This is a genomic window from Yersinia enterocolitica, from assembly GCA_002082245.2.
In the GTDB taxonomy this organism is placed as follows: Bacteria; Pseudomonadota; Gammaproteobacteria; order Enterobacterales; family Enterobacteriaceae; genus Yersinia; species Yersinia enterocolitica_E.
Map to the genome: position 1 here is coordinate 3,677,972 of NBTC02000002.1, position 12,730 is coordinate 3,690,701.

The window sequence follows — 12,730 nt, forward strand, 5'->3', positions numbered from 1 at the left end:
CAATTTGCCGCTACAACCAAGGTATATCCAATAGACTTGAAGTTGCAGGCGGCAGATAAGTTTATTTTTTAGGCAGTGATGGTTGCTTCTTTTGCCAGGCCAGTAATTCAAAGACACCGAACACAAAGATTTTAAGTTGCTGCAAGCCACTGATCGGTTGATCTTTAGGTTGTGTAGATTTGAGTAGAACCAGTTGCAAACCATGCATCAAAACCATAAATATCATGGCAACATTAATAAAGTATCTCAATGGTTTAGGGAAGGGTTGGAACAGATTTAGCAGTAAGAAAAACCATACCCCTAACATCAATAACCGGCCGAGATTAATCCACATGGTGTTGCTCCAGTTCTTCCGCTGATACAGCGTGTTGGTGAGTCTGTTCATTACGAATATAGAGACGATAGGCCACTTGACCGGCAATTTTCTCGCGATGTAACTGCCAACTGCCGGGAACATCCGCAGCGGCACTTTCAGCCTCAGCTTCAACGTAAATCCAAGCCTGTTCTGCCAGCCAGTTATATTGCTCCAGCAGTGTGATGGTTTCAGCTAACAAGCCTTTACGGAAAGGGGGATCAAGGAATACCAGATCAAAAGGCTGCCCCGGTTGAGCCAGCCACTGCAAAGAATTGGTATTCACTACTTGACCATTCTCGGCACTCAATAATGCCAGATTGCTGCCAAGTTGCTTGGCGACATGCCGATCGGCTTCTAATAATATGGCTTCACCGGCATAACGGGATAGCGCTTCCAGCCCCAATGCGCCGCTGCCAGCAAAGCAATCCAGACACCGGGCACCCTGAATCATCGGTGCCAGCCAGTTAAACAGTGTCTCTCTGACCCGGTCAGTGGTTGGGCGTAGCCCTGGGCTATCAGGCACGGGCAATTTACGGCCTCGCCATTTGCCACCAATGATGCGGATCTGCCCCGCTGCCTGATGTACCGCCGGTTTTGCGCTAGATCGTTGGGTTGTCGATCGTGTTGTAGGTCGTTTTGCCATAGATTGCTTTGCTTGAAAGTTGGTCAGTATTGCAGCGCTGAATAAAAGAGTTAATCGCTATTCTACCTACGACTGCTGTGTGGGGGAAACGTTAAACCTTTGTTGACTGAATTCACAATAGAAACCAGCATCGTGCGCGTGTTGCTGTTCAGGGGAAAGTGATAGACTTGCAAACTATTATCTTATTTTATGCAAACCCGAAGTCATAAGGGTAAAGCCATGATTAAACCGCGAGGAGTGTAGTCGCAAATGGCAAAAGAAAAAAAACGTGGTTTTTTTTCCTGGCTGGGCCTTGGCCGTCAGAATGAAGAACAACCAACAGAGCCATTGGCTACTGAAAAAGAAGGTGTTGCTGAGCATGCTGAAGAGCAAGCCATCAGTGAGAAACAGATTGAGATAGCATCTGAGCACCCACCTGTTGAGGTAGAAGAGCATGTCACTGCCGCACCGGGTGAATGGGATAGCGCCGTTGTCAGTGAAGCCGCGGCTGAAATTCTGCCTGAGCTGGATGTAGACCCTACAGCGCAGGGGGTTGAAGAACCGATAGATTTCTCTTCTGATCCTCAGTATTTACAACATCATTTCTCACAACATGAGAATGAAGACGATAATGTTGCTCAATGGGATGAAGGCACCGTCAGTGCGCCAGAACTGCCATTGACAGAAGATAACCTGGTTCTCGATGTCTCTACGCCACAAGCTATTGTGGAAGAGCCGTGGGTCGAGGTTAGCGGCGAAACAGCAGTAATTGAAGAAGAATTTGAGTCACAAACAGAGCTTGAAGCGGTAAACGAAATTGTGCCGGTAGCGGTTCAGGAACAAGAACGCCCAACCAAAGAAGGTTTTTTTGCTCGTTTAAAACGCAGCTTACTTAAAACCAAGCAGAATCTTGGCTCCGGTTTTATGGGGCTGTTTAGTGGTAAGAAAATCGACGACGATCTGTTTGAAGAGTTAGAAGAACAGCTCCTGATCGCCGACGTTGGCGTCGAAACTACCCGTAAAATTATTACCTCTCTAACCGAACATGCCAGTCGTAAGCAGCTAAAAGATGCCGAAGCGTTATATGGCAAGCTTAAAGAGGAAATGTCTGAAATTCTGTCTAAAGTAGACAAGCCATTGGATGTCAGTGGCAAAAATCCCTTTGTTATCTTAATGGTTGGCGTTAATGGTGTGGGGAAAACTACCACCATCGGGAAACTGGCGCGTCAATTCCAGGCTGAAGGTAAATCTGTCATGCTGGCGGCGGGTGATACTTTCCGCGCGGCTGCGGTAGAACAACTGCAAGTTTGGGGGGATCGTAACAAGATTGCCGTGGTGGCACAGCATACCGGTGCAGACTCTGCTTCGGTGATTTTCGATGCTATTCAGGCAGCGAAAGCCCGAGGTATTGATGTGCTGCTGGCGGACACTGCCGGGCGTTTACAAAATAAAGCCCACCTGATGGAAGAGTTGAAGAAGATTGTCCGAGTGATGAAAAAGCTGGACGGCGACGCCCCCCATGAGGTTATGCTGACGTTAGATGCCAGTACCGGACAAAATGCGGTGAGTCAGGCGAAACTGTTTAATGAAGCAGTCGGTCTGACCGGAATTACCCTAACTAAACTGGATGGTACCGCCAAGGGCGGGGTGATTTTTGCCATCGCAGATCAGTTCGGAATCCCAATCCGTTATATCGGTGTTGGGGAAGGTATAGAAGATTTGCGGCCATTTAAGGCTGACGATTTTATTGAGGCTCTTTTTGCCCGAGAGGACTAATACGGATGATTCGCTTTGAACAGGTCAGTAAAGCTTATCTGGGCGGACGACAGGCGCTCCAAGGGGTCGATTTTCATCTGCGCCCAGCGGAAATGGCGTTTCTGACCGGCCATTCCGGTGCAGGGAAAAGCACCCTGCTGAAACTGATTTGTGGTATCGAGCGCCCCAGTGCCGGTCATATATGGTTTGGTGGTCACGATATAAGTCGCTTGAAAAACCGAGAAGTACCTTTCCTGCGTCGCCAGATCGGGATGATCTTCCAGGATCATCACCTGTTGTTGGACAGAACGGTATATGACAATGTCGCTATGCCATTGATTATTGCTGGTGCCAGCACTGAAGATATTCGCCGCAGAGTATCCGCAGCACTGGATAAAGTAGGGTTGTTGGATAAGGCGAAAAACTTCCCAATTCAACTTTCCGGCGGTGAGCAACAGCGTGTAGGCATTGCTCGGGCGGTAGTGAATAAACCGGCAGTATTACTGGCTGATGAACCGACGGGTAACCTGGACGATGCATTATCCGAAGGTATTTTGCGTTTGTTTGAAGAATTTAACCGTGTGGGCGTTACCGTGTTGATGGCAACCCACGATACGTCGTTGATTGCCCGGCGGCGCTACCCGATTCTGACATTGAGTCAGGGGCGGATGTTAGGAGCGCATCATGGCGAATAACGCACAGAAAGCAAAAACCAAAGCGCTAAAAGGCGGTTGGCGTGAACAGTGGCGCTATTCGTGGGTTAATGCCATTGCCGATATGATGCGCCAGCCATTGGCGACACTGTTAACGGTGATGGTGATTGCCATTTCGTTAACACTGCCAAGCGTATGCTATATCGTGTGGAAGAACGTCAGTCAGGCGGCAGATCAATGGTATCCAACCCCACAACTGACGGTCTATTTAGATAAAGCACTGGACGATAACGCAGCTGAGAACGTGGTGACTACGCTGAAAGCGGAAGCAGGTGTGGAGAAGGTTAATTATCTGTCGCGGGAAGAAGCGATGGGTGAGTTCCGCAACTGGTCCGGTTTTGGTGGAGCGCTGGATATGCTGGAAGAAAATCCGCTGCCCGCTGTTGCCATCATCACCCCTAAATTGGATTTCCAAAGCTCAGGGACGCTGGATACCCTGCGTGATCGGGTTAGTAAGGTGGAAGGGGTGGCTGAAGTCCGCATGGATGATAGCTGGTTTGCCCGTTTGGCCGCGCTGACAGGCCTGGTCGGGCAGGTCGCGGCCATGATTGGTGTTTTGATGGTGGTTGCCGTGTTCCTGGTAATTGGTAACAGTGTGCGTCTGAGTATCTTTAGCCGCCGCGATACTATCAATGTTATGAAGTTGATTGGTGCAACGGATGGGTTCATTCTGCGGCCGTTCCTGAACGGTGGGGCAATGCTGGGATTTGGTGGTGCGGTGTTATCTCTGATCCTATCAGAAGGGCTGGTATGGAAGCTTGGCTCGGTGGTTACGCAGGTGGCAGCGGTGTTCGGTACCCAATTTACCTTACATGGCTTGAGCTGGGATGAGTGCCTGTTGCTGGTGTTGATCTCTGCCATGATCGGCTGGATTGCAGCGTGGCTGGCAACGGTCCAACATTTACGTCGATTTACACCGCAGTAAAGAATGTTTGTTATACTCTTTCCCTGCGGTGTTGAACTAAAGCAGGGAAAGAGGTATTTGCTGTAGTGAATTCCATCTACACTTCTTGATCCGCTTGACCGGTTATCTGCTAAGATCCAGAGTCAAAAAGTGTGATCTAGTATGAACTTTTACGGCAATAACCAGTCCAATAACACAGTGAAATGATAATGTGCCCAGCGCTTGAATCTGTTTAAGCAGATGCTAAAATATCTGCGCTGAGACAAAACTGCACTAAACATGCAATGAGAGGGTTTTGAATGACCAAAGAAATGCAAACTTTAGCCTTAGTACCCCAAGGTAGTCTGGAAGCCTATATTCGGGCCGCCAACGCCTATCCGATGCTGACCGCAGAGGAAGAACGGGAGCTGGCTGAACGGCTGCATTACCAGGGCGATCTGGGAGCGGCTAAACAGCTTATCCTGTCTCACCTGCGCTTTGTCGCTCATGTTGCCCGCAACTATTCCGGGTATGGTTTGCCACAGGCTGACCTTATTCAGGAAGGTAATATTGGCTTGATGAAAGCGGTTCGCCGTTTTAACCCTGAAGTCGGGGTACGTCTGGTGTCCTTTGCGGTACATTGGATCAAAGCAGAAATTCACGAATATGTTCTGCGTAACTGGCGAATTGTCAAAGTCGCAACCACCAAAGCTCAGCGTAAATTGTTCTTCAACCTGCGTAAAACCAAGCAGCGTCTGGGTTGGTTTAATCAGGATGAAGTCGAGCTGGTTGCCAAAGAACTGGGTGTGACCAGTAAAGATGTTCGCGAGATGGAATCACGCATGTCCGCACAGGATATGACATTTGATCCATCTCCAGATGACGAAGCACGTGATGGCCAATCCATGGCGCCGGTCCTGTATTTACAGGATAAAACCTCTGATTTTGCTGATGGCATTGAAGAGGATAACTGGGATAACCATGCGGCAGATAAATTGTCTTATGCGTTGGAAGGATTGGACGAGCGGAGCCAGCATATTATTCGCGCCCGTTGGTTGGACGATGACAACAAGTCAACGTTGCAGGAACTGGCCGATCAGTACGGTGTATCTGCTGAACGTGTGCGTCAGCTTGAAAAAAACGCGATGAAAAAATTACGCATGGCGATTGAAGCCTAATACATATACCCAAAACCATTAGCATTGCAGCTAAACACAACTGTGATGTTAGGTTACAACGGGATATGACGTAACATGAAGGGCGATATTATTTATTAATGTCGCCCTTTTGCTTTTTTGGCACTCTTCATCAACAAAATTTATTTAGCAAAACCCGCTTTATCTAGCAAAACCAAATGAGCTGAGATCGCTATTTTATTGATACTGGCTATTTGTGCCAGCCTTGTGTGCCACGGCTAAAACCACAGGCGTGCATAAAACCATCCATCGCCTCATGTTGTTCGGCTATAACCTGCTCATCCTTAAGTTGCCAGTGCTGTACTGTCGGTAACTGACGCTGCGTTTCTTCGATCAAATATAATCCCACGCCACGGCGACGAGTCACCTCTCTGACATACAAATCCTGAAACTCAGCCTGCTGACCATTCACCGTGATTTTGACTGCACCTAATAGACGCTCGTTAAAACGCGCGCCAAACAGCGGCTTACCATCGTTAATCCACTGCTGCCAGAGCGTTGGCTGTTGTTCAGGCCAGATCTTCGCTAAATCGATAAGATCCTGATGAGTAAGGGTTGTTAATCGTTCAATAGTCAGTTTCATCGTCGAGAGACCACAAAAAAGTAAGGGTAATGGGGCTGTGGTTTATTGTACTAGATCACAGACCAGAGCGTTGTGTAAGTTTTTCTGTACGTTCACGGCGGAAAATGTTTTTTCGCTACTGCATTTTCCGAGTTTTACCGGAGTAAAAGATCACATAACCAGCACAACCCACTATCATTTGAGTAAAACCCATTCAATTTAATCCTAATTTTATGCTGTTTACACCGCTTGTTTCTGCTTGTCCTAGTTGATTTGCAGCATAAAACTCCTGTTTAATGACATGAAAAATAAAGTCTTATTAGAGAAATCTATTACTTTTGAGACTAAATCATTATTACTTATGAATAAAACGTTACATTCGATAAAACGTTAAGACCGACACAACAAGCACGTTCACAATGACAGATGGGGAATTCGCGGATGAAATTAACAAAAGGTAAAGTGTTGCTGGCTGGGTGTATAGCAATGGCGATGAGCCACTCTGTACTGGCTAAAGACATTAAAGTCGCCATTGTTGGCGCGATGTCAGGCCCGGTTGCCCAATATGGTGACATGGAATTTACCGGCGCACGTCAGGCTATTGCTGATATCAATGCCAAAGGTGGAATCAAAGGCGATAAACTGGTTGGCGTGGAATACGATGATGCCTGCGACCCGAAACAAGCTGTCGCCGTTGCCAACAAAGTCATTAACGACGGTATTCGTTATGTTATCGGCCATCTGTGCTCTTCTTCAACTCAGCCTGCTTCAGACATTTATGAAGATGAAGGTGTGATTATGATCACTCCTGCTGCAACCAATGCCGATCTGACCACGCGTGGTTACAAAATGATCATGCGCACCACCGGTTTGGATTCTGATCAAGGCCCAACCGCTGCCAAATATATCATTGAGACTATTAAGCCTAAACGTATTGCAGTGGTACACGATAAGCAGCAGTACGGTGAAGGCTTGGCGCGTTCTGTACGTGACAGCTTGAAAAAGCAAGGTACCGAAGTGGTGCTGTTTGAAGGCGTGACCGCGGGTGATAAAGATTTCTCTACGTTGGTGGCTCGTCTGAAGAAAGAGAATGTCGATTTCGTCTACTTTGGTGGTTACTACCCAGAGATGGGGCAGATCCTGCGTCAGGCGAAGCAAGCAGGTCTGACAGCTCGCTTTATGGGGCCAGAGGGTGTTGGTAACTCCTCACTATCTAATATCGCTGGTGACGCTTCTGAAGGCATGCTGGTGACATTACCGAAACGTTATGATCAGGTGCCAACTAACCAGCCTATTGTTGATGCGCTGAAAGCGAAGAAACTTGACCCAACCGGTCCGTTTGTTTGGACAACCTATGCTGCATTGCAATCGCTAACCACAGCAATGGAACGTAGCGGCAGCCAAGAGCCGGCTGATTTGGTCAAAGATCTGAAAACCGGTAAGCCGGTTGAAACAGTGATGGGGCCATTGAGTTGGGATGAAAAAGGCGATTTGAAAGGGTTTGAATTCGGTATTTTTGAATGGCACGCAGATGGTTCTTCAACTGCGGTCAAATAACAATAATATTAGAATCATTAAGTTGTAGGGTTGCTCCCGCAGCAACCCGGCCCCTTTTACCAACTGCATCCCCCCATGTTTCGGGGGGATTTTCCTCTCTGCACACAGTAGATTTGGCGCAGTTGGCTAGGGCAGCCAGGCAAGTGAATCAAAGGGTTAGGGTATGTCAGAGCAGTTTCTTTATTTTCTGCAACAGATGTTCAACGGTGTTACGTTGGGCAGCACGTATGCGCTGATCGCCATTGGTTATACCATGGTGTACGGCATTATCGGCATGATCAACTTTGCTCACGGCGAAGTGTATATGATCGGCAGCTACGTTTCGTTTATCGTGATCGCCGCATTGATGATGATGGGGATCGACGCTAGCTGGTTATTGATCGGCTCTGCTTTTCTCGTCTCTATCGTGATCGCCAGTGCTTATGGTTGGAGTATTGAACGGGTGGCCTATAAGCCGGTTCGTAGCTCCAAGCGTTTGATTGCACTGATCTCGGCGATTGGGATGTCAATCTTCCTGCAAAACTACGTCAGCCTGACGCAAGGCTCACGGGATTTAGCACTACCGAGTTTGGTGACTGGGCAATGGACTTTGGCAGAAACCAATGGGTTTGCCGCGACCATCAGCACCATGCAACTGACCATCTGGGTAGTCACTTTCTTGGCGATGCTGGCATTAACCTTATTTATCCGCTATTCCCGTATGGGGCGTGCCTGCCGTGCCTGTGCTGAAGACTTAAAAATGGCGAGCCTGCTGGGTATTAATACTGACCGGGTTATCTCGCTGACCTTTGTTATCGGGGCATTGATGGCCGCCGTGGCAGGGGTATTACTTGGCCAGTTCTATGGGGTTATCAACCCATATATTGGTTTTATGGCCGGTATGAAAGCCTTCACCGCAGCCGTATTGGGTGGCATTGGTAGTATTCCTGGCGCGATGATCGGTGGCTTGATTCTGGGTGTGGCTGAAGCATTAACTTCTGCTTATCTAAGCACTGAATACAAAGATGCAGTTTCATTCGCATTGCTGATTGTGGTGCTGCTTGTTATGCCTACTGGGATCTTAGGCCGTCCAGAGGTTGAAAAAGTATGAAACAACTCAACTTTGTTAATGCCATTATTTCCAGTTTTGTGCTCTTCGTCCTTGCCTCGTTTGTAATGGGTTTGCAGTTGCAGTTAGACGGCACCAAACTCATTGTGCAAGGGGCGGCAGAAGTCCGCTGGCTGTGGATTGGCGCGGGTTGTATCGTGGTGTTTTTCTTCCAACTGGTGCGCCCGTACATCCAGCAAGGTATTAAAAAAGTCTCTGGTCCGGCATGGGTATTGCCTAGTTTTGATGGCACCAGCCCCCGTCAAAAACTATTAGCCGCAGCAATTATTATCGCCGCAATCGCCTGGCCGTTCCTGGTCTCCAGAGGTTCAGTGGATATTGCGACCCTGACGTTGATTTATGTCATGTTGGGGTTGGGATTGAACGTTGTCGTGGGGCTATCTGGCCTGCTGGTACTAGGCTACGGTGGATTTTATGCCATTGGTGCCTATACCTATGCGCTGTTGAATCACTATTACGGTTTAGGTTTTTGGGAGAGTTTACCGCTGGCTGGCATAGTCGCAGCACTGTCTGGCTTCTTGTTGGGCTTCCCAGTATTACGTTTGCGGGGGGATTACCTGGCGATTGTCACTTTGGGTTTTGGTGAAATTGTACGTATTTTGCTGCTCAATAATACGGAAATCACCGGTGGCCCGAATGGGATTAGCCAAATTCCAAAACCAACACTATTTGGTTTAGAGTTCAGCCGCACTGCGAAGGATGGCGGTTGGGATACTTTCCACAACTTCTTTGGCCTGACTTATGATCCTAGTGACCGTATCATTTTCTTGTATATGGTGGCGTTGTTATTAGTGATCCTGACCTTGTTTGTGATCAATCGACTGCTGCGTATGCCGCTGGGCCGAGCATGGGAAGCATTGCGTGAAGATGAAATCGCCTGCCGCTCATTGGGCCTTAGCCCAACCAAAATCAAACTGACCGCATTTACTATCAGTGCCGCGTTTGCTGGTTTTGCCGGTACTTTGTTTGCCGCCCGACAGGGTTTCGTTAGTCCTGAATCCTTCACCTTTGTTGAATCGGCTTTCGTGCTAGCGATTGTGGTGTTAGGTGGCATGGGGTCGCAGTTCGCGGTCATCCTGGCGGCGGTATTGCTGGTGGTTTCGCGGGAATTAATGCGTGACCTCAATGCTTACAGTATGTTGCTGTTAGGTGCATTGATGGTACTGATGATGATTTGGCGTCCACAAGGGTTGCTGCCAATGAAACGGCCACAGCTAAAGCTAAAAGTCGCAGAGATAAAAGCTAAAAAAGGGGAGCAGGTATGAATACGCAACCTTTGTTAGCAGTTGAAGGGCTGTCCATGCGTTTTGGTGGGTTACTGGCGGTGAACAATGTGGGTCTGACCCTCAATCAGGGTGAGATTGTCTCGCTGATTGGCCCTAATGGGGCAGGTAAGACCACAATTTTTAACTGCCTAACCGGTTTTTACCGCCCGACTGGCGGCACGATTAAGTTACGTGATCGTCATCTTGAAGGGCTGCCCGGCCAGATGATTGCCCGAATGGGGGTGATTCGTACTTTCCAGCATGTGCGTCTGTTCCGTGAAATGACGGTGGTGGAGAACCTGCTGGTGGCTCAGCATCAGCACCTTAAAAGTGGGGTTTTTGCCGGTTTGCTGAAAACCCCCGGTTTTCGGCGAGCAGAGGCCGACGCGTTGGAGCGTGCAGCCACTTGGTTGGAGCGTGTCGGCCTATTAGAGCTGGCAAACCGACAGGCGGGGAATTTGGCCTATGGTCAGCAGCGTCGTCTGGAAATTGCCCGCTGCATGGTGACTCGCCCTGAGCTATTGATGTTAGATGAGCCCGCTGCGGGATTGAACCCCAAAGAGACTGATGAACTGAATCAGTTGATTATGGAGTTACGTGACCAACACCAAGTCTCGGTATTGTTAATCGAACATGATATGAAACTGGTGATGGGAATTTCTGATCGCATTTATGTGGTCAATCAGGGAACGCCGTTAGCACAAGGCACACCCAGCGAAATCCGTAATAACCCGGATGTGATCCGGGCCTATTTGGGCGAATAACTTATTTTTAAGTAGAAGTATTTTTGGGTAAATAAAAAGTGGGCGAGGCATAAACATAACATGTTGTCATTTAATAACGTTTCAGCCCATTACGGCAAAATTCAGGCATTGCATCAGGTTAGCCTGCATATTCAACAAGGTGAGATCGTTACACTGATTGGTGCTAACGGTGCGGGTAAAACCACACTGTTGGGGACATTGTGTGGTGAGCCTCGTGCGACCGAGGGCAGTATTGTTTTTGGTGAGCAGAATATTACGGATTGGCAGACCGCACGCATTATGCGTGAGGCGATTGCGATTGTTCCTGAAGGCCGACGGGTATTTTCCCGGATGACGGTTGAAGAAAATCTGGCGATGGGGGGATTTTTCGCTGATCGTCAGCAATATCAGCAACGTATTGAACGGGTTTACGACTTGTTCCCGCGATTATTTGAACGTCGGGCTCAGCGAGCAGGAACCATGTCTGGTGGCGAGCAACAGATGTTGGCGATAGGCCGTGCCTTGATGAGCCAGCCAAAATTACTGTTACTGGATGAACCTTCATTAGGATTAGCACCGATAATTATTCTGCAAATATTTGATACTATTCAACAATTACGAGAAGAAGGGATGACTATTTTCCTCGTTGAGCAGAATGCGAATCAGGCTTTGAAGTTAGCAGATCGTGGCTATGTACTAGAGAATGGTCGTATTGTTCTGGAGGACACGGGGGCTGCGTTGTTAGCTAATGAAGCCGTGCGTTCAGCTTATCTGGGCGGTTAAATCGTCGTTTTTCATTATCTATGAAGGCCCGTTTCCGGGCCTTAGTTATTAGCTAATCATAAAGCTATCTTCTAGCTGTTCGGCATCATGCCTGTGGTGTAATAGTGAAATTGAGTGTATCGCTATAACTTCCTTTATCGGTTGTCTTGGTATTATAAAGCCGTATGCGTGGTGACCAGCACATTTCACCGTTATTATCATTTCTCAACTGAATAAACTTTTTCTCTTTTGGCAGTAAAAAGTTTTTCGTATTACCTGCTTGGCTTTGAAATTCCACGGTATAACCGATGGTCTTATCACTCTCAGCTTCCTTTAACTGAAAATGTACAGTGTTTGCTGCTAATCCATTTCGGTTGGTGGCGCTAATCATATAACGCGTCCGTTGAATCCCGGTGGCGCGATAGCGGATACAAAAACGGTTACCTACTGGATTAATCAATGGCGCGTGTACGCTTTTCCCTTTAGCGCCGCGCTCAATTTTCTCAAGTAATTCATCTAAATCGAAAGACTTCAATTGCCATGTTTTTGCGTCCATACGGAATTTAGGATCAATTTTAAGGGCTTCTGGTGCCACGTCTGCCTGAGGATTAAAGAGTGTGCATTGTTTGCCATTCTGACCAAAGGAAACGCCAGTAGATGACATTAATGAGTGATATTGCCCTTTGTAATGGATCGCACCTCCTACAGTTGCACCGATTCTGATATCCTTGAGGACATGTGCGGCAACCTTGAATGAAACATAGTAATACTTCTTGTCAAAGGGTGATGATTTGAGATCACGGTTGAACAGTATTTCCTGAGTATTATCATTCGAATCTGAGGGCGCTTCGCCATTGAGCGAAAGATTAGTGATATCATTAAATTGAATACTGAAATCTCGTGAACCATCAGCTTTATAGAAATAAAGTGACAGGAGCGCACGCCGGTTAGGTAACCCGATATTTCTCATCTCATCAGTTGGGATATTTAGTAATTTTCCCCAGGCTAATATATGCTTTCCATTTACCATTGTTCCTGATGAGGAATATAAATCTTTCAGCATCGCCCGAAAATAAACCTCCACGCTGTCATCAGCGTTTAGTTTGATTTTGCAATTAGAGTATTGTTGGGTGTAGGGATAAAAATAGAGGTTTGCCATAGCTATAGGCTGAATTATTAGCAATAATAGCCCCATAAGGAATAGTCTGT

The 12,730-nt window shown here is 47.6% G+C and carries 13 protein-coding genes; 9 read left to right on the plus strand and 4 right to left on the minus strand.

Translation table 11 applies throughout. The features are described 5' to 3' along the window. Window positions 1-61: 61 nt before the first annotated feature. A complete protein-coding gene (locus tag A6J66_018325) occupies window positions 62-334 on the minus strand; it encodes a DUF1145 domain-containing protein (GenBank protein ID PNM25951.1) in 273 nt (90 codons plus the stop codon). Next, window positions 324-998, minus strand: a complete 675-nt coding sequence (gene rsmD / locus A6J66_018330; protein ID PNM25952.1) for a 16S rRNA (guanine(966)-N(2))-methyltransferase — start codon at window positions 996-998, stop codon at window positions 324-326. Before rsmD ends, A6J66_018325 begins: the two co-directional genes overlap by 11 nt. 249 nt (window positions 999-1,247) lie before the next feature. Between rsmD and A6J66_018335 the strand changes: the two genes are divergently transcribed. From A6J66_018335 to rpoH, 4 genes are all read left to right on the plus strand, one after another. Next, window positions 1,248-2,753, plus strand: coding sequence for a signal recognition particle-docking protein FtsY (locus A6J66_018335; GenBank protein ID PNM25953.1), 1,506 nt, complete (start codon window positions 1,248-1,250; stop codon window positions 2,751-2,753). Between the two features lie 5 nt (window positions 2,754-2,758). Beyond that, window positions 2,759-3,427 (plus strand): cell division ATP-binding protein FtsE, encoded by a 669-nt coding sequence (gene ftsE, locus A6J66_018340; GenBank protein PNM25954.1) that lies wholly within the window; start codon window positions 2,759-2,761, stop codon window positions 3,425-3,427. After that, a complete protein-coding gene (locus A6J66_018345; GenBank protein PNM25955.1) occupies window positions 3,417-4,370 on the plus strand; it encodes a cell division protein FtsX in 954 nt (317 codons plus the stop codon). Before ftsE ends, A6J66_018345 begins: the two co-directional genes overlap by 11 nt. Before the next feature lie 278 nt (window positions 4,371-4,648). After that, window positions 4,649-5,506, plus strand: a complete 858-nt coding sequence (gene rpoH, locus A6J66_018350; GenBank protein PNM25956.1) for an RNA polymerase sigma factor RpoH — start codon at window positions 4,649-4,651, stop codon at window positions 5,504-5,506. A 208-nt stretch (window positions 5,507-5,714) separates the two neighbouring features. Here the strand turns inward: rpoH and panM are convergent, their stop codons facing one another. Further along, window positions 5,715-6,107 (minus strand): aspartate 1-decarboxylase autocleavage activator PanM, encoded by a 393-nt coding sequence (gene panM / locus A6J66_018355; protein ID PNM25957.1) that lies wholly within the window; start codon window positions 6,105-6,107, stop codon window positions 5,715-5,717. 420 nt (window positions 6,108-6,527) lie between these two features. On the opposite strand from panM, the gene A6J66_018360 reads away from it, so the two are divergent. From A6J66_018360 to A6J66_018380, 5 genes are all read left to right on the plus strand, one after another. Further along, window positions 6,528-7,643, plus strand: a complete 1,116-nt coding sequence (locus tag A6J66_018360; GenBank protein PNM25958.1) for a branched-chain amino acid ABC transporter substrate-binding protein — start codon at window positions 6,528-6,530, stop codon at window positions 7,641-7,643. A gap of 163 nt (window positions 7,644-7,806) precedes the next feature. Beyond that, window positions 7,807-8,733, plus strand: a complete 927-nt coding sequence (locus A6J66_018365; protein ID PNM25959.1) for a high-affinity branched-chain amino acid ABC transporter permease LivH — start codon at window positions 7,807-7,809, stop codon at window positions 8,731-8,733. Then, on the plus strand, window positions 8,730-10,016 hold the full coding sequence (gene livM / locus A6J66_018370) for a high-affinity branched-chain amino acid ABC transporter permease LivM (GenBank protein ID PNM25960.1): 1,287 nt from the start codon (window positions 8,730-8,732) through the stop codon (window positions 10,014-10,016). The genes A6J66_018365 and livM overlap by 4 nt, the downstream gene beginning before the upstream one ends. Then, entirely contained in the window at window positions 10,013-10,780 is a 768-nt protein-coding gene (livG, locus tag A6J66_018375; protein ID PNM25961.1) for an ABC transporter ATP-binding protein, read from the plus strand. Before livM ends, livG begins: the two co-directional genes overlap by 4 nt. Window positions 10,781-10,840: 60 nt before the next feature. Then, window positions 10,841-11,542 (plus strand): high-affinity branched-chain amino acid ABC transporter ATP-binding protein LivF, encoded by a 702-nt coding sequence (locus tag A6J66_018380; protein PNM25962.1) that lies wholly within the window; start codon window positions 10,841-10,843, stop codon window positions 11,540-11,542. 85 nt (window positions 11,543-11,627) lie between these two features. On the opposite strand, the gene A6J66_018385 is transcribed toward A6J66_018380, so the two are convergent. After that, window positions 11,628-12,716 (minus strand): hypothetical protein, encoded by a 1,089-nt coding sequence (locus A6J66_018385; protein ID PNM25963.1) that lies wholly within the window; start codon window positions 12,714-12,716, stop codon window positions 11,628-11,630. Window positions 12,717-12,730 lie beyond the last annotated feature (14 nt).

What these genes read in the sequence shown, in the direction of transcription:
- A6J66_018325 (PNM25951.1), bottom strand. Translation starts at nt 334, where the DNA reads ATGTGGATTAATCTCGGCCGGTTATTGATGTTAGGGGTATGGTTTTTC.
- rsmD (PNM25952.1), bottom strand. Translation starts at nt 998, where the DNA reads ATGGCAAAACGACCTACAACACGATCGACAACCCAACGATCTAGCGCA.
- A6J66_018335 (PNM25953.1), top strand. Translation starts at nt 1,248, where the DNA reads ATGGCAAAAGAAAAAAAACGTGGTTTTTTTTCCTGGCTGGGCCTTGGC.
- ftsE (PNM25954.1), top strand. Translation starts at nt 2,759, where the DNA reads ATGATTCGCTTTGAACAGGTCAGTAAAGCTTATCTGGGCGGACGACAG.
- A6J66_018345 (PNM25955.1), top strand. Translation starts at nt 3,417, where the DNA reads ATGGCGAATAACGCACAGAAAGCAAAAACCAAAGCGCTAAAAGGCGGT.
- rpoH (PNM25956.1), top strand. Translation starts at nt 4,649, where the DNA reads ATGACCAAAGAAATGCAAACTTTAGCCTTAGTACCCCAAGGTAGTCTG.
- panM (PNM25957.1), bottom strand. Translation starts at nt 6,107, where the DNA reads ATGAAACTGACTATTGAACGATTAACAACCCTTACTCATCAGGATCTT.
- A6J66_018360 (PNM25958.1), top strand. Translation starts at nt 6,528, where the DNA reads ATGAAATTAACAAAAGGTAAAGTGTTGCTGGCTGGGTGTATAGCAATG.
- A6J66_018365 (PNM25959.1), top strand. Translation starts at nt 7,807, where the DNA reads ATGTCAGAGCAGTTTCTTTATTTTCTGCAACAGATGTTCAACGGTGTT.
- livM (PNM25960.1), top strand. Translation starts at nt 8,730, where the DNA reads ATGAAACAACTCAACTTTGTTAATGCCATTATTTCCAGTTTTGTGCTC.
- livG (PNM25961.1), top strand. Translation starts at nt 10,013, where the DNA reads ATGAATACGCAACCTTTGTTAGCAGTTGAAGGGCTGTCCATGCGTTTT.
- A6J66_018380 (PNM25962.1), top strand. Translation starts at nt 10,841, where the DNA reads ATGTTGTCATTTAATAACGTTTCAGCCCATTACGGCAAAATTCAGGCA.
- A6J66_018385 (PNM25963.1), bottom strand. Translation starts at nt 12,716, where the DNA reads ATGGGGCTATTATTGCTAATAATTCAGCCTATAGCTATGGCAAACCTC.